General features: G+C 42.4%; 19 protein-coding genes. 3 read left to right on the forward strand and 16 right to left on the reverse strand.

What is annotated here, in order from left to right; translation table 11 throughout:
- Nucleotides 1-22: 22 nt before the first annotated feature.
- Entirely contained in the window at nt 23-592 is a 570-nt protein-coding gene (locus tag MHH49_RS27300; protein ID WP_036684998.1) for a TetR/AcrR family transcriptional regulator, read from the reverse strand.
- Between the two features lie 661 nt (nt 593-1,253).
- Nucleotides 1,254-1,643 carry a hypothetical protein gene (locus tag MHH49_RS27305; RefSeq protein WP_339810598.1) on the reverse strand — a complete coding sequence of 130 codons (390 nt, stop codon included), beginning with the start codon at nt 1,641-1,643 and terminating at the stop codon, nt 1,254-1,256.
- A gap of 96 nt (nt 1,644-1,739) precedes the next feature.
- Between MHH49_RS27305 and MHH49_RS27310 the strand changes: the two genes are divergently transcribed.
- Complete coding sequence (locus MHH49_RS27310) at nt 1,740-2,174, forward strand: DUF4395 domain-containing protein (protein ID WP_038570671.1); 435 nt, start codon at nt 1,740-1,742, stop codon at nt 2,172-2,174.
- A gap of 12 nt (nt 2,175-2,186) precedes the next feature.
- Here MHH49_RS27310 and MHH49_RS27315 read toward each other — a convergent pair whose 3' ends face one another.
- The 14 genes from MHH49_RS27315 to mraY all read right to left on the reverse strand — a co-directional run bounded on the left by MHH49_RS27315 (nt 2,187) and on the right by mraY (nt 13,369).
- Nucleotides 2,187-2,720: a hypothetical protein gene (locus MHH49_RS27315; RefSeq protein ID WP_038570668.1), complete on the reverse strand. Its 534-nt coding sequence runs from the start codon at nt 2,718-2,720 to the stop codon at nt 2,187-2,189.
- A 64-nt stretch (nt 2,721-2,784) separates the two neighbouring features.
- On the reverse strand, nt 2,785-3,225 hold the full coding sequence (locus MHH49_RS27320) for an NUDIX hydrolase (protein WP_036686724.1): 441 nt from the start codon (nt 3,223-3,225) through the stop codon (nt 2,785-2,787).
- Nucleotides 3,226-3,251: 26 nt separating this feature from the next.
- The gene (locus MHH49_RS27325; RefSeq protein ID WP_370510585.1) at nt 3,252-4,127 is read right to left on the reverse strand and encodes a serine/threonine protein kinase; all 876 of its coding nucleotides are present in this window, start codon (nt 4,125-4,127) and stop codon (nt 3,252-3,254) included.
- A 46-nt stretch (nt 4,128-4,173) separates the two neighbouring features.
- Nucleotides 4,174-4,443 carry a PQ-loop domain-containing transporter gene (locus MHH49_RS27330; RefSeq protein ID WP_036686720.1) on the reverse strand — a complete coding sequence of 90 codons (270 nt, stop codon included), beginning with the start codon at nt 4,441-4,443 and terminating at the stop codon, nt 4,174-4,176.
- A gap of 82 nt (nt 4,444-4,525) precedes the next feature.
- Nucleotides 4,526-5,515, reverse strand: a complete 990-nt coding sequence (locus MHH49_RS27335; RefSeq protein ID WP_076275183.1) for an ROK family protein — start codon at nt 5,513-5,515, stop codon at nt 4,526-4,528.
- A 36-nt stretch (nt 5,516-5,551) separates the two neighbouring features.
- Nucleotides 5,552-7,051: a MocR-like pyridoxine biosynthesis transcription factor PdxR gene (gene pdxR / locus MHH49_RS27340; protein WP_076224177.1), complete on the reverse strand. Its 1,500-nt coding sequence runs from the start codon at nt 7,049-7,051 to the stop codon at nt 5,552-5,554.
- 31 nt (nt 7,052-7,082) lie between these two features.
- Nucleotides 7,083-7,394: an AzlD domain-containing protein gene (locus MHH49_RS27345; protein WP_038570653.1), complete on the reverse strand. Its 312-nt coding sequence runs from the start codon at nt 7,392-7,394 to the stop codon at nt 7,083-7,085.
- Nucleotides 7,391-8,107, reverse strand: a complete 717-nt coding sequence (locus MHH49_RS27350; RefSeq protein ID WP_038570649.1) for an AzlC family ABC transporter permease — start codon at nt 8,105-8,107, stop codon at nt 7,391-7,393. Before MHH49_RS27350 ends, MHH49_RS27345 begins: the two co-directional genes overlap by 4 nt.
- Nucleotides 8,108-8,255: 148 nt before the next feature.
- Nucleotides 8,256-9,359: a PRK06851 family protein gene (locus MHH49_RS27355; protein WP_076100927.1), complete on the reverse strand. Its 1,104-nt coding sequence runs from the start codon at nt 9,357-9,359 to the stop codon at nt 8,256-8,258.
- Nucleotides 9,360-9,462: 103 nt separating this feature from the next.
- Nucleotides 9,463-9,906 (reverse strand): NUDIX hydrolase, encoded by a 444-nt coding sequence (locus tag MHH49_RS27360; RefSeq protein WP_038574424.1) that lies wholly within the window; start codon nt 9,904-9,906, stop codon nt 9,463-9,465.
- A 67-nt stretch (nt 9,907-9,973) separates the two neighbouring features.
- Complete coding sequence (locus MHH49_RS27365) at nt 9,974-10,594, reverse strand: thermonuclease family protein (protein WP_341138682.1); 621 nt, start codon at nt 10,592-10,594, stop codon at nt 9,974-9,976.
- A 152-nt stretch (nt 10,595-10,746) separates the two neighbouring features.
- Nucleotides 10,747-11,916: an MFS transporter gene (locus MHH49_RS27370; protein WP_036686708.1), complete on the reverse strand. Its 1,170-nt coding sequence runs from the start codon at nt 11,914-11,916 to the stop codon at nt 10,747-10,749.
- Nucleotides 11,917-11,997: 81 nt separating this feature from the next.
- Nucleotides 11,998-12,309 carry an ArsR/SmtB family transcription factor gene (locus MHH49_RS27375; RefSeq protein ID WP_051491476.1) on the reverse strand — a complete coding sequence of 104 codons (312 nt, stop codon included), beginning with the start codon at nt 12,307-12,309 and terminating at the stop codon, nt 11,998-12,000.
- Nucleotides 12,310-12,415: 106 nt separating this feature from the next.
- A complete protein-coding gene (gene mraY / locus MHH49_RS27380; RefSeq protein WP_036686705.1) occupies nt 12,416-13,369 on the reverse strand; it encodes a phospho-N-acetylmuramoyl-pentapeptide-transferase in 954 nt (317 codons plus the stop codon).
- A 296-nt stretch (nt 13,370-13,665) separates the two neighbouring features.
- On the opposite strand from mraY, the gene MHH49_RS27385 reads away from it, so the two are divergent.
- Nucleotides 13,666-14,286, forward strand: a complete 621-nt coding sequence (locus MHH49_RS27385) for a TetR/AcrR family transcriptional regulator (RefSeq protein ID WP_036686703.1) — start codon at nt 13,666-13,668, stop codon at nt 14,284-14,286.
- A gap of 47 nt (nt 14,287-14,333) precedes the next feature.
- The gene (locus MHH49_RS27390; protein ID WP_076275185.1) at nt 14,334-16,637 is read left to right on the forward strand and encodes an MMPL family transporter; all 2,304 of its coding nucleotides are present in this window, start codon (nt 14,334-14,336) and stop codon (nt 16,635-16,637) included.
- The last annotated feature ends 72 nt before the right edge of the window (nt 16,638-16,709 follow it).

Here is a 16,709-nt window from a genome sequence, read left to right on the forward strand (position 1 = left end):
AATCTTGTCTATTTGTCTGTATCTAACCAAGTATTGCTGGGATAATCTTTGCCGCCGCGAGAAGCGGTTGTTCATCCCGAAAAGTCAGCGTCTGGAGAAGCGCCCCTTCAAATAAAGAGATTACCACTGAAGCCTTATCGGCCGCGGGCTTGTTCTCTACGCCTTCATACAAAAGACGTTTCTTGATCACATCCTGCAAGTCCATAAACACAGATTTACATGCTGTCCGCAGCTCTTCACTAATACAGGATGTTTCCGCCGCCAACCAAAAACTAAACGGAACTATCCCCTCGTATGAGGATTCCACTGCATCTTTAGCCATTCCTAGAATGAAATCCTCCATTGCCTCAGACGCACTCTTGCTGTTCTCCATATGATGTCTAAGCTTCTGAGCGACAACTTCACTAGTCCGGTTAATACATGTTAAAGCCAGTTCTTCTTTGCCGTGGGGAAAGTAGTAATAAAGAGATCCCTTCGGCGAGTCGCTGTCTTTAATAATCTGATTCAGTCCTGTTGCATGATATCCCTGAGAAAAAAACAATTTCGAAGCTGTGTCCAAAATCGCCTCACGCGTATTCGGCTTGTTCGACAAGCTGACACTTCCTTTGCATTATAACAATTGGTCTACATAATAAAACCATATTTTAAAGAGATATGTCAACACATAAATTACTTAAATTCAAAGTAATTTTGGTGGAAGATCGTGGGGGTTGGGTTGAGTTGGGTTAGCTCCATCCTCCCTATCGGACTCAGATGCAGCTATTTGTGCTAAAACGGGCTTTTGGACACATTTCCGGACCTGAGCGACGCTATTCCGCTCAAACCGGGCTGTTTTCATCCCTTTTTGTGCTCATAGCTGCATTGGGGTCCGTTAATCTTTCAAAAGGTTACTTTTCGATCAAATAAGAACTCTGGGGTCCGATCGCTCCTAACTTCGAGCATCCTTCTACATCACATTTACTTCCCATCGAGCTATTAGCTTCGTTAGTTCTTACACTTGTCCCACACTATTTCCGCGCATGCATTTGTCCGTGTACTCCCTTGCTTCGCACTTACTCCCACACTTTTGTTTTCCATGTACTACACTTTGCTCTCAAGCTAAATTTCTATCGGACTCAGATGCAGCTATTTGCGCTAAATCAGGCTTTTGGACACATTTTCGGACCTCACCGTCGCTATTCCACTCAAACCGGGCTGTTTTCATCCCTTTTTGTGCTCATAGCTGCATTGGGGTCCGTTAATCTTTCAAAAGGTTACTTTTCGAGCAAATAAGGACTCTGGAGTCCGATGGAGTGAAGGAGATAGAGTGGATCAGTTGGACTGAAGGAAATGGAGTGAACCAGATGCGGTAAAGGAGAGAAGGCCCAATGTGCTGTCGAGAGGAGATGAGGACGTAACATGCTAGGTGGGTGGGATGCTATTAATGTCCATCTGTATTTTCTCAATAAATTACCAACTGCCTCCATCCAGCCCATCTGCTCCATCTGCTCCATCTGCTCCATCTGCTCCATCTGCTCCATCCAGCCCATCTGCTCCATCAGCTCCATCAGCTCCATCTGCCCCCATTCGCTCCATCTGCTCCACCTACCTCCATCCGCCCCATCTTCCCCATCCGCTTCCAGCCATCTCCATACCTTCTCCATCCCTCACTAATCCACTCTCGCACGAAATTATCTACTTCCCATTCCCACAATCCCAGCGTATACTATAATTATTCCAATGAGAAAGGTGTGAATAAAATGCAAAACGTGCCCAAAGGAATCGCCCGGCCATTAGTAAAAACTAATCAGGCGTTTATCGTCATTTCTGTAATATTAACATGGCTAACAGGACAACACTGGATACTAGCGCTGCCCTTGTTTGCCGGATTGCTCGGTCTTTTGTTCGGTTATAATCCCATCATTAAGCTAGCTGCCAGGTTTCTGACAAAAGAGCGTTCCCACTATGTACTCGAAGACTGGTCACAACAACAGTTTAATCAAAGCATAGCTGTCTTCTGCCTCGCAGGGGGTCTGATCAGCTTCATCGTTGGCTGGACGATCGCAGCTTACATTTTCACAGCGCTCGTTGCAGTGGCTGCCACTGTGGCGATTTTTGGTTTTTGTATCGGATGTTTTATCCATTATCAATGGAGAATGTACAATTACAGACGTAAACAAAGCAGCACAAATTAAATTTGTTAATTCTTAATCTTTCTCTTCTCCAACAACATCCCAGCGATGGCGAAATTTTAGTAACCGTGGATGCAGTGATGAAGGTGCAGCTGGCAACAATAACCGAATCTTTACAATCCACTCTTCAAAAGAAGAATAAGACGCAAACTGATTCGCCACCTCAGGCGTTAAATACAGAAAAATCGGCGAAGGATAGATCTCCAAAAGATGCCGCAGCGCAGAATCAAGCGGAGTATACTTTTTTCGCTTCCCTTCCAAACTCTCTACCGTGATAAAGCTACGTCCTTGCTCTCTTTTCCATTCATGCAGCCGGTCCTCTCGCTTATAATAAGCACTCACCGGCTCTTTGGTCATCCGTCGCACCGTTTCCTCATGAAGTGGATATAACACCAGTTTAGTGAAACGCCGGTCTGCTGCAGTTTTTGCCGCCACTTCAAGCTCTTGATCTGTTATATGTTCAAAAGAATCGTAAAACACTAAAGTCCCTTTACGTTGCTCAACTGGTTGCTCATAGCCATAGGGTACATGCTGAATGTCTCTTTTCAATGAAATCCCTCCTGCTTGTTCTATTTATTAATCATATCATGTGACAACAGCAGGGCTATCATTCTTATCTTACAGCTGAAGATGAATGGTTAATGAAATCCTGAACTTTTGAAATCAAAGCTGGGTATATCAAGGGATACGTCAGCTCTTTTGGTATCTCAGTAAATCCTCTGATTTCTGCCATCTCATAAGGAGGAAGTTCTGCGAACTGTTCCACATTTGCAAAATATAACTTACCATAATTTTCTGGAGCGTCGATACTAGTGACCCTATAAATAGCTATTGGAAAAAGTGAGAATTGTTCCGCACCCGTTTCTTCATATAATTCTCTGGCAGCAGCCTGCTCCGGGATTTCGCCAACCTCTATATGCCCTCCGGCAAACTCCCACGTCGAACGGTCCTGATGTCTCGCTAAGATCCATTCTTCACCATGTTTAACCATAATAACAACGTACTTCAGCACAACTTCTTTTTCCTTATCCAACTCAAAAAAGTTTACCTGCAATTATATCCCTCGCCTTCCCACCAGCCTCAAACATTTTTTGCCGCATCCCAAGCCAATTTAAATTCTGCTACATTCCGATACCGCTGCTCCCTCACCGCACTGACGGCCCGTAAAGCTACCTCGTAGAGGGCTTGACTGGTTTCCCATTTTACAAACGATCGATCGGATGCTCCTCCTAATAAAACAAATGCTGTGGCGCCCATATTAAATACATTCGTAACTTCATCAATCGGCGCATCCAAGCTAAACTCTTCCGGTGACTTGAATCTGGATGAACCCCAGAAGTTCTCTCCCAGATCATTTACAGTAGGCTTTAGTCTATAATAATCAATATCACAAATTTTAGTTCCATCGTTTACAAAATCATATAAAATACTTCCGTCATAAAAATCCACAGCTACATACCCTCGATACTCAACATGTTCATGAAACAAAAAGATTACATCTAATGAAGACAGACGTTTTTCAACGGATAATTGCTTATAACGAAAAAAAGGCGACTCCGGATGACTCAGCTTCGCTTCTCCCGCAAATAGCCAATGCGAATGTAAACATTCACCTGCAAACCAATCAAAGACTGCTACATACCCTGACTCAACCTCATAATGCGACAGTAGCGTGATCAGTGCATCAGATCTAAGTTCGTTATATAACGGAATAGCTTCAATTAAACGGTTAACAGCATCCTGAGGATTGCCGGCATAAGTCAAAGGTCTCGCTCCAGCAAATTTCACAAAAAACTTCTTTCCATCCTGCTCCACACCAAAAGAAAAATTTCCGGAGTCTTGCTGATCGAACACTTTAAACACTTTTCCCAGCTTAGTTAACCAAGCAAAATCACAGGCTTCCTGCAATTGAAAAGTTACCGCATCGATTTCATATGTATAATTTTTTTCGCGCAAATTAACCTCCTGCATTCACTATCTAGATTAAATTTATAAGCTTCATTCATTGTCTTGTTCGATATTTAATCACTAGAATAATAACCAGCAATACAACACATAAAGACATCGTATTTGTAATCAAAAAAGCTAATCCAACCCCCGTAACCGCCAAACTAATCGCATAAGCTTCCATTAGACTAATCCCGAGCAGCATAAGTAAATACGATTTTAGATTTAAATCGGCTACGGATTTTGATTTGAGGATTTGAACAATCTGCGGGATCCATCCCAAAGAAAGAATCACTCCACCTATTAATTGCATGATTGCAAACATAAGAGCACCTCCACGGATTTTATACAGTTGTATTCCGGGCGGCTCAATCTGGTTCCATTTCATGTAAAAAAAACAAATAACACTAACCAAAGTTTAATTTTCCTGCATCTTGCAGCTTATTATACGCATAAGAGGCCGCACCTATTGTTCCTGCCCGACTCCCAAGCTCTGCTTGAACAATTTTACACTTAATGCTTGATAGCTTCAACGCATGCTGATGCACAGTCTCTCTTACGGGTTGGAGCAATTTATCTCCCGCCGCTGCCATTCCCCCACCTACAATAATAAGATCCGGGTTGAGGATATTCACAACATTCGCTAATCCAAATCCAAGTATAGCTCCAGTCTCCTGCATTACTTCCATAGAGAGAGCGTCTCCAAGTTCGTAAGCTTCAGATATCATTAACGCGGTAATTTGCTCTTCTTGTTCCTTAGTCCAAGTCTGAATAATACTTGTTCGTCCTTCTTTCAGCTTCTCTTTAAAAGTATTCACCATGCCAATCGCGGACACATATCGCCCTAAACAACCGGAGCTTCCACATTTGCAGGGACGTCCGTTCCTGTACATATTCATATGCCCAATTTCACCAGCGCTATAAGACGTACCGTAGATCACTTTTCCGTCATTCACGATACCTGACCCTAATCCCGTTCCCAATGTAATCAGAACCAGATTGTTATACCCTCTTCCTGCACCTTGTTGCCATTCACCATAAAGATTAACCCTAACATCATTATCAATAAAAGTAGGAAAGTCATAGAATTTTTTCATCTCATCTACAACATGTACATGCTCCCAATCCGGAAAATTCGGTGAAAAAAAAGAAATTCCCGCTACCGGATCAAGTAATCCTGGCACTCCGATTCCCATTCCTTCTACCAAATCTAATGGAATATTCGCTTCATCCGTGATTAAACGTACGGCTTCTCTAATCCGTCCCAACACATGGGCTGGGCCCTTAGCAGCCTCTGTTGGTATAGATCTTTCTTTAACAGCTATAAAATCAGTATCGTAAATCCCTGCTTTAATATTGGTTCCGCCAAGATCAATGCCTAACATATACCGTTTCATAAAAACCTCCAGAATTAGATAATCTATCGCTTTCGATTAAGTTCTAGTACTAACTGCCGCTTCCGTTTCAGCTAACATCAAGCGGTTCACACCCACCTTAATCTGATTCTCGGTGAGATTAGAATAACCAAGTAGAAAGACAGGACCTTGAGGTTTACTGCCCACAAAATAAGAAGACGCAGGATAGACCCGAACTCCATATCGTAACGCCAATTCAGCTATACGATGCTCTTCGGCACCAGATTCCAGCTCAATTAATAAATGAAGACCCGCCTCTTCCCCATAATAGCGGACACGACTGCCAAATTCAGCATCCAAACTTTTTACTAGACAAGCCCTGCGGGCAGCATAAAGTTTCCCCATCTGCGTAACATGCCTCGCATAATGTCCATTCTGAATAAATTCCGCCAACGCTTCCTGATCCAAAGCAGAAGACATACGATCTGTTATCCATTTGACCGCCAAAAAAGGTTGAATCAAAGTCGGAGGCAATACAACATAACCTATGCGCAGAGAAGGAAATAACACTTTACTAAAACTGCCTACATAAATTACTCTACCGTCAACATCTAGTCCAGCAAGCGATGATAGCTTCGGACCCTCGTACCTGTATTCACTGTCATAATCATCTTCAATAATAAAAGCTTGATTGGCTTTGGCCCATTCCAGTAACTGCACTCTTCGTTTCATCGACAGGGTCACCCCGAAAGGAAACTGATGCGAAGGAGTGACATAAGCTAGTTTTGGTTTTTTATGAGGACCTTCTTTGATGTGATCACAGCTTGCTTGGAGCTCATCTACACAGATTCCCTCTAGGTCAACCCTGATGGGTGTAACCACCGCTCCAGCGAACGAAAAAATCTCCCGCACAACGTTATGTGATGGATCTTCAACAATAACATCATCACCTTTTGAAACAAAAATTCTCGATAATATATCCAATGCCTGCGTTGCCCCGGATGTAATCACAATTTGCTCCGGAACCACGGGCATCGAACGTGTGGACCGTAATAAACGTGCAATCTCTTGGCGTAGTCCCAAAGAGCCCTCGACCGGGCCGTAACCCAAAGTATCAGGAGATGCACGACGACAGGCATTCATTAATGCTTTTTGCCACTGATCCATTGGAAAAGCGTCCCATGCAGGTACACCGTGCCGAAAATTACATAATACTGTGTTCAAGTCGTTTTCTATAATAGAAGAAGGATTGAGTGTAAGGAAATCAGGACCCTTCGTTATAAAATTGTAAGGGTTATCAGAATCCTGGGGGTCTTTCTCCTCCACCGGCAGCCCCGCTATATAGGTACCTGCCCCTTTTCTCATCTCCAGATAACCCTCTGCTTGAAGTAGCTCGTAGGATTGAAGAATTACACTTCTGGATACTTCCAGTTGATTGGCCAAAGTTCTTGATGGAGGTAGCGAATCTCCCCCACTTAAAGCTCCTGAATGGATAGCATTACGAACCTGCTCATAAATTTGACGGCTTAATGGAATGGGTCTTTGTTTATCGAGAGTAATCAGCAATTCATGCTTCATAAGATTTCCTACCCTTCTAATCCGGGTTTTCTTAATGGTTCATAGTAAGGATTTTTACAATTATTGCTGCAGAAACAGCACCTAAGATCACGAGTAACAGCGGGATTTTCCTAATTAATACCAGTATAACAGCGACTATACCCGAAGCGATACCTACAAGATTGTCATCTGCGTCCACCTGAAATATCCCAGGAACCGTTAGAGCACTAAGAACCGCGATAGGCAAATATTCCAACAAAGCTTGGACTTTGGAAGAGCCATTCGTATGCTTTGTCAGCAGCAAAGGTACAAAACGAAATGAAAATGTAAGGATTGCCATCCCGATAATGATCAAAATAGTCATACGGATACCTCCTTTTCTACTTCAGCTTGCTCTGGAAATAAGGAGCCTACTGCCATACCAATTAACATAGCTGCAAGTATCGAGGAGTTTCCAAGTACGGGATGTAGGAGCCATGAAGAACCCGCCGCTGCTAAACATATGGCCAAATTCCGAATGCTTCCCTTTAGTTGTGGCACTATTAGTGCTATCAGTAAGGCATATAATGAGGTGTTCAAAGCAGGTAAGTATATAGCCGGAATGTAGGATGCCAGCGATATTCCCGCAGCTGTTGCCAGTAAATTTGCTATATACGGAGGAATTTGTAGACCCAGCAAATATGGAAGAGTTATATTTTCTTTTGAATGATTGCGGGGGATCATACTAACAGCGTACACTTCTTCTGTTAAACTAAACCCAATCCAGACTTTGGCCAGAGGATTGATTGTACGGTCAAGCTGACCCCCAAAAGATAGGCTGATAAACAAATATCTTAAATTAATGATCAACGTAAGCAGCAGGATCATTGGAGCGGCGGCCCCAGCAGCAAGCATTTTCACGCCAATAAATTGGCTGGCTCCCGCAAATACGAGCGCTGACAATAAGAACACTTCCAGACTCCCTAGGCCTAATCCCTTACCGACCAATCCAAACGTAAAACAAGCAGGAATAAATCCTGCAACAATAGCTACAGAATCCTTAAGACCCTTTCTAAACATCACTTTCTGATCACTCATAAGTTTCTCTCTCCCTTATCGTTGTCCCTAGAGAGAGCATACTTGGATACAATTCTTGTGGAAATAACCGCATGGGTGCGTATGTACCATACCAATTTCTTGACATAGAAAAAAGACCGCCCGCTAAGAGAGCGATCTTTAATGAAGGTTAAACCTCCTGAGGACTTTCCACAATCCCGCTGATTTCTTGTTGAATTTGGGATTTAATCTGATCTACATGGTCAAAATCTGTAGCGGCGGCATAGATTGTCTTTAACTCATCCAAAAATACTTTGGCATCTGTCAGATGTTGAATGGATCGTTTCATGGTGCTGGAATATCGCTCTTTAATACCTGCGATGGCTTCGGCAAAAGCTTCATCCGTACCTGACTGTATGCACCGTGAATACATATCAACAATCTCGTCGGTGGCACGGTCAGGGAAATACTCATGCGGAGCTGTGCTGTCAAAAATAGCAAACCCAAGCTCGCGTACGATAATCATATCAAGACTGTTCGGATCGAAACCACAGTGGTAAATCTCAACATTGACACCACGTTTTATTCCTTCAGCTGCCAATTTTTTTAAAAGTGTAGATTTACCGGATCCCGCGCGACCTTTTACAAGATATCTTTTTAGTCCTGCGGTTAAATTAGGTACAAAATCCACTGCACCCTTAGGCGTAGCTGCACCTAAAAAACGGTGATCCACCCGGCTTACTTTTTCGAAGTTCTGATCACCATACAGAAGTTGAATATACTCCTGAGTCAGCTCATCAGCGGCTTGGAAATTCATTGTCGCAATATAAATCGCTTCCCACTCGTCATGAATGCGGAGTGCTTCAGCAAAGCCTGAATAAGCGAGTTCATGCTCTTCCGTGTACTGATCAACTAAGCTGTCGATCTCAACACAACGCTGGCTTAACTGGAGCGTATCGACGGCCTGCTCCAAATTCACATGTACGATGGCCTCTTCAGGCAATTCTGGCTTAATGACCCGTGGAGCCGTACCATCTATAATTCCTACTTTTAATTCAGGAATAACCACTCCGTCGAGTGAATCATTATCTGACGCTGCGTGAATTAACCAGATCTCATAACCTTGTTGAGCCAGAAGATCTCCGATTTCTCGAATGATTCTAGTTTTCCCCGTACCGGGGCCTCCTTTTAAAACAAACAAACGCGTTAAATCTTGCAATGACGACTCATAAAGGTTAGAGAAGCCGTGAGCTGTGTTGCCGCCAGCAAAGAAATTCAGGATTGTTCCGTCCATAATCGCACACCTTTCCGGGCTGATGTCATGTTTCATTGTTCATCTTATTAATGTACCCAGGGAAAGGTGACGCTTTGAGTGAGATGTGGTTTCGTTAGCCGGTTCAGTTACAAACAAAACGATCCATAAACCTCTTAATGACGGGAACATCTGGAGGAGACAGCTCGCTTGGCAATTCTTCATAACTAAAAAAACGCAATTCTTGCACCTCAATTCCATCTACTTTTAGCGCCCCATCAAAGTCCGTGCATAGATACGCAGCCACAACATTATATACTTCATCACCGTGCGGGTATTTATAATAAAGATCTTTTCCAGAGAACATGTCGAACAAATCAAGAACTTTGGCTGTTAAGCCTGTTTCCTCAAAAAGCTCCCTCTTAGCGACCTCTTCTAAAGTCTCCCCAAGCTCCATTGAACCACCTGGCAAACCCCAGCACCCGTTGTCCGTTCTACGTTGCAATAATAATTGATGATTGCTGCACAATAAAACACAGGCTCCTGCCATTATAAGCGGTCTGGTACCTACCAGCTTTCTTAACTCCATAATATAATCGCTCAATAAACTATCCCCTGTCTTCTAATAGGCTCAAATACCCTACGTTAATAGAAGTTCATTTCTTTTTCTTCACATGAAAACCTTTGTCTTGCGCGTAATTTTCAATGCTCCAAATACCTAATCCCCGCTCTCGCGCCTTATCCTGAATCGCTCTAAATTGATCAACATATTTTGTGTTAGGTGCAAATACATAGGCTACACGTGCATAACCCTGCTCTAGCAGAATCTCATTGAACATTTTCCCATCTATATAGAGGTAACAAAGTAGGCGGCCATATTTGTCCCGCTCCGATACATCTAGTTCAATTTGTACATCTTTATCCGTAAGCATCTTTTTGGCGAAATCAGAAGCTTCTAGCGAAAATGGCTGTGGTTCGGGGATATTCGGATTCACTGACTCTGGAGTATCGACCAGCAATAAACGAATGGTTTCCTTTTTGCCGCCTATAGTCAGCTTCATGGTGTCACCATCGACTACTCGTGTTACCTTTGCATCTATTAAACGTTTGTTGTCCTCTGTTGTATTGTCTGGCGTAGAATCTAATCCAGAACTGGAATCGGCCGTAATCGTTGGAACTGGTTCTAAAGTAATCTGCTCGGCTAAGTTGCAGGCAGTTGTTGTTCCAAGTAAGAGTGTGATAGCTAGAAAGCTTTTTAATAGATAAATCTTATTCATTGATAACCTCTTTCTTATACACGTATGTAATTTCATGGGGTCTAATAAAAATAAATTAAAACACTTAAAAACACAAGACTGTAATACTAATCATAGAAAACAGCGACAGCCATGTACCAGAAAAAAGATACTTGGTTATCGCTGTTTCGCCTTTACTCTACTTCCACCACGTTTAATTTGGAAATCTTTATTTTGATTATGATCGATAAGAAAGCAAGCAGGGAAAACATAATTCCGATCCAGATGAGTTGATGTATTCCTGCATGAGAAATAAACCAACCACCGATAGCAGTCCCTATAGTAATTCCAAGGTTAGAAAATGAGATAAACAAGCTGTTACCGAATTCGGGAGCTTCTTTCGCTTCGGTCGTTAACCATGCTTGACTGACAATCAGTCCGCCGGAATGCACTGCCCCCCAAATGATTATGATAACAACCATCGGAAGGAAATAAGAACCTAGATAATATACGAATAAGTAAGTTACCGCATATAACAATGGAAACATGATAACGGTCTTTGTAATGCCTTTATGCAAAAGGCTTCCAAATAAAAAATTCCCAAAAATCATGATTATCCCAAAGGCCATCAACATGATACTAATCCATGACCCGTTCATATGTGTTACCTGCCCAAGATATTCAGCAAAGTAACTGTACACAGAAAACATAGCTGCAAAGATAAAAATAACTGCCACAATATTTAACCACAATAGGGGTTTGCGTAAAATACCAAGTTGTTTACCATAAGACATTTTTTCTTTAACTGGCATGGAAGGAAGCCAAGCTAGTATTCCTAAAAAGGCAATTATACTTACGACAGCTCCAAAGAGAAAAGCGACTTCTAAAGAAATTTTGTCCGCGAGATAAGAAGTCAAAGGCACACCAAAAGCAAACCCGACCGTTATTCCGGCGAAAACCTTTGTAACTGCTTTGGTGCTCTTTTCCGGAGGGACAAGTTGGGCAGCGGTAACAAGTGCAACTGAAAAAAATACGGGATGAAAAATAGCAGGGATAATACGAAAAATCAGCATTACTTCAAACATGGTCGTATACGCATAAACAATATTTGAAATTGCAAAAATAAGTACGGCAGTTAATAGAATTACTTTACGATTAATTCCAGAAGCCAATAAGGTCAGAAATGGACCTGAAATAGCAACAACTAAAGCAAATATACTTACAAGCCATCCAGACTGAGAAGTTGATATATTAAATTTTTGAGTTACCTGTGGCAGAACACCTATAATCCCCATTTCCGTTGTAATAATGCCAAATACGCCTAAAGCCAAAATAATAATAAGTAAAGGGTTAACCTTTTTCATTTTAAAATAATCCTCCATTTATATTTACATATTTAGATTTGTAGATATGTATTATCAAAAAAAAGCCCTTCCTCCTCTCTCCTATAGTTTCTCTTTAATATAATCGGAAAATTCTTGAATTATCTTTTCGTTTCGACGATAATACGTCCACTTCCCAATTCGCTCAGATTCCAGCAAACCAGCTTTTTGCATGGTCAATAGATAGCTCGAAATAACCGACTGTGCAAGCCCCGCTTTAGCTTGAATATCGCCCACGCAAATCCCGATTTGAAAATTTAGGCCTTGTTGTAAATAAGGCTTTTCATCAAAAAATTCCTCGGGAGTTTTTAGCCACATCATAATTTGACTACGAGTCTCGTTAGACAACGCTTTGAATATCATTAAAGGTTCCATGTGTTCCATTATATCTATTTTTATAGATTTGTAAATACAAAAGATGCCGATGTCTCGTTGTTGCAATAACATTATGTAGATTCATGTTTCGTATCGAATTGTTCGTTTAGTGAATTAAATATTTCCAAATCAACCAGCAAAGCAGTACGGATACCCACGAAATGAAACCGAAAATCATCACGATTTTGTTCTCACTCCATCCGTATTTTAAGCTGAAGTGGTAATGAATCGGAGCCATCCGGAATAGCCGCAGCTTCGTCCGTTTGTAGTACCAAACTTGTAAAATGACCGACAACTGCTCCGCAAAATAAACGAAAAACAAAATTGGAAGTAAAAGCTCAACCTTCTCAATGACAGCCAGAACGGAAAGGGAGCCCCCGATCGCCAGTGATCCAGTATCGCCCATAAACGCTCTTGCTGGATAAATATTGTAAAGCAAAAGCCCTAGCAGACAACCGATCATAACAAGTGAAAATGTCTGCACTTCAGGTTTGTCCGAAATCATAAAAAAGAAAAAATACGACGGTATGGCAACATTGATCAGTAGCCCATCGAGACCATCTGTAAAATTGATGGCATTCGCGGAGCCGACCACAAACAGCAAAATGATGGCCACATAAAGGTACACAGGCAACTGCAGATTTTGCCCTTTAAATAACTCGATATCACTCGTCAGGCCGAACGAATGGAACAACACATATAATATAATTCCAGTAAAAAGAAATTGAAGCACTAGTTTTGAGCGGCCGCTGATGCCGGAAGGATTTTGCCAAAAAGCCTTTTTGAAATCATCCAAAAATCCGACTGAACTAAACAACAAAAACGTAACGCATAAGAGTAACATTAGAGGCCCGGGTTGAAACTGCAGCGAAATCGCTATCCCGATAAGCAGGATCAACCCTGCCATTAGTGGTGTACCCCGTTTGGCCTGATGATCTGCTGGAAGCTCGGCACGAATCGGCTGCGTTAACCTCAGTCTATGCAGCGTCCAGATTAATAGAGGTGTAAATACCGCCACCAGAAGAAAAGACAGGCCGGAAACAGCCAGAATTCCATACATACAACGAACTCCCCTCTTTGGAAAAGATCATTTATAATACTCACAAAATATTTCTAGAGTTAATGAGGTCGTCTGTAATTATGTACTCTTTTCATCTGTTGATAAAGAGAAATTATTCTATTTTTATTTCCTGTTTTCTGCTGTGTAACAGCTGAGAGTTTTCTATAAGCAGATCCCAAAGCATAAACTTGCCCAATGAGAAAGTTTGCACTTTGGGCAAGTTTACATTAGTATATAGTCAGTAATCCTAATCTTCACCACAAAAACAGCCGTATGGGAGGTGTATACATAAAGTTATGATTAAACAAACGTTGAGAGATTTCAAAAAAGAAGCCACTGAAAAAGCGCTAGCTGAAGCGGCATTCGAACTTGCACTTGAACATGGGTTGGACGGTTTTGTTGTTGAAGATATCGTGCAAAAAGCCGGCTACTCCAGAAGAACTTTCGCAAACTATTTCACATGCAAGGAAGAGGCAGTTGCGATGGGAGCAGTTACCGTACGGAACACGAATGAGTATGAAGAATTGCTCACCAAAATCCCTGAAAATGCCTCCCTGCTGGATACCTTATATCAACTAATTAAGATGCAACTTACAGCTGAGCTTATAGGGAGGTTGCGTGAGCTTTCATTACTTTCCCGAAAATTCCCAGCCCTCGAGCCCCATTATTTAAGAGCAATACACCTTACGCAAACTGGAGCACAAAAAACATTGTTGCACTTGTCAAATGGTAAGTATGACGAGGTTTATACTTATCTGCTTATAAATTCGGTTTACGGAACTGTACTTCCCTTAATTGACGGAAAACTTAATGTGCTGCTGCCGGGACAAACGACGAGCGACGATCCAAGTCCTGAAACTCTTACGTTCGATCAATTTTTGGAAACTATTTACGGATATTTACGCAACGGATTCTAATAGGCTAACAATCAGTTTTCATCATCGAGGGAGTGTAAAATAGATACATGTCAACATTATTATACAGAGTGGGAAAAACCGCTTATCGTAAACCTGGGTACTTCATTTTAGGTTGGATTTTAATTTTAGGAATTGTCATCTCTATGATCAGCATGAATGGTATTCATATCAGTTCGGAAATGAAGATTGAAGGCACGGAATCGCAAAAGATTTTGGATCAATTAGCAACAGAACTTCCGGCTGCATCTGGTGGACAAGGAAGTGTCGTGTTCAAAGCACCTCAAAGCGAGCGATTGGATACGCCAGAACGTTTGGCAGCGATCACTAAGGGTATTAATGAGGTTTACGGTATAAACGAAGTGATTAATCCTGCGGATTATGCAGCGGAAGCAAGTAGTTCAACTACTGAAGCAACTCAGGCTGCCAGTATGGATCAGTCTGCAACAGCCACAGCACCCCCTTCCTATGGTCCTCTGATGGCAGATGGTGTTCCGGTGCCTGGTGTTATTCTTTCCGCAGACGGTAGAATTGCATTGTTCCAATTCCAGTTTACCATTGAGCAATCAGCTATCTCTCAAGATATTTTTGATTCTGTAATTGATACCGTCATGAATGTCGAGAAAGATACCAACATTACTGTACTGCCGGGTGAGACACTCAAATCAGTATCTATCGGTGTAGGATCAGCTGAGATTGTCGGACTTGTCATTGCTGCAATTGTTTTGCTGGTGACGCTTGGCTCTGTCGTTGCAGCAGGGCTGCCCCTTATAACTGCACTGCTTGGAGTCGGCATCGGTGTGGGTGGAGCATTTTCTATTTCCAAATTCATTGAAATGCCTAGTGTCACTTCCGTCTTGGCGCTTATGATTGGATTAGCCGTCGGAATCGATTATGCTCTTTTCATTGTAAATCGCCAACGCCGGATGATTATTGATCAAGGATTAAGCGCACAAGAAGCTGCGGCTAGAGCAATTGGCACATCCGGCAGCGCCGTATTTTTCGCCGGTTTGACGGTTATTATCGCTCTCTGCGGTATGCTTGTAATCGGGCTTACTTTCTTATCTACGATGGCGTTAGTAGCAGCAGCTACCGTCCTCATCAACGTATTTGTTGCCTTAACCCTATTGCCGGCATTGCTCGGATTGGTGGGTGAACGCATCTGTTCGCCTAAAGCTCGCAAGAAAAACAAGGATCATCATAAAACGGGTAACCGCGGTATAGCTGATAGATGGGTTAAATTTATCATCAAGTATCGTTGGGTCACTATTGTTGCCATCGTCCTGGTACTTGGCGTAGCAGCAACCCCCATAGCGAAAATGGAAATGGGCATTCCCGGAGCTGCCTCAGCGAATTTGGACACGGTAGCAAGACAAAGTTATGATGCTATATCCGAGGGTTTTGGAGAGGGATTTAACGGACCGCTTATTCTGGTTGCAGAACCAAAGAATTCTTCCACTCCAGTCACTCCGGAGCTCTTAGGAAATCTTGTAAAAGAGCTCCAAGCTCAAAAGAATGTCGCGCAGGTCACTCCTCTGGGCATGACTAAGGATTTAGCTATCTTCAGTCTGATTCCAGAAACGGGTCCTAGCGATATAACAACCAAAAATCTGGTGAATGATTTACGGGCTACGGAATCTAGTATCGCTCAAAGTAATGATGTTAAACTCGGGGTTACCGGCTTTACCGCTGTTAACATCGATATGTCGGCCAAACTGGCAGATGTATTTCCCATTTATGTAGGAATCATCATTCTCCTATCGCTCATTATTCTTCTGTTGGTATTTCGTTCGATTATCGTTCCTATCAAAGCTACGATCGGCTTTCTGCTTAGCATACTCGCTACCTTCGGGATCACCACAGCCGTGTTCCAATGGGGCTGGCTCCATTCTCTCTTCGGTTTCGACACCGGTGGCCCATTGCTAAGCTTTATGCCAATCATCGTTACGGGTATCCTATATGGGCTCGCGATGGACTATCAGGTTTTCCTTGTCAGTTCCATGCGTGAATCGTACGTTCATGGTCATGAGGGATCAGAGTCCGTTGTTCATGGATACAACCAGGTGAGTCGTGTCGTAGTAGGCGCTGCTATAATTATGATCTCCGTTTTTGCAGGGTTTATTTTTACGGATGATGTCATGATTAAACAAATCGGCTTTACACTGGCCGTAGGGATCTTAATCGATGCTTTCATTATTCGAATGGGATTAGTTCCTGCTGTAATGTCTATTTTCGGCAACAAAGCTTGGGCACTTCCAAAATGGCTCGACCGTATTCTGCCAAACCTGGATGTCGAAGGCGAGAAACTGATTGCTACACTCAATGCTAAAGACAAATCTAATTCCATGAAATAGAAACAATAATAAACAGCCTGAGCCCTGTATTCCTAGGGGTTCAGGCTGTTTTGTTTCTGTGGTAAGATTCGC

This window comes from Paenibacillus sp. FSL F4-0122 (assembly GCF_038002845.1).
Classification (GTDB): Bacteria; Bacillota; Bacilli; order Paenibacillales; family Paenibacillaceae; genus Paenibacillus_AQ; species Paenibacillus_AQ odorifer.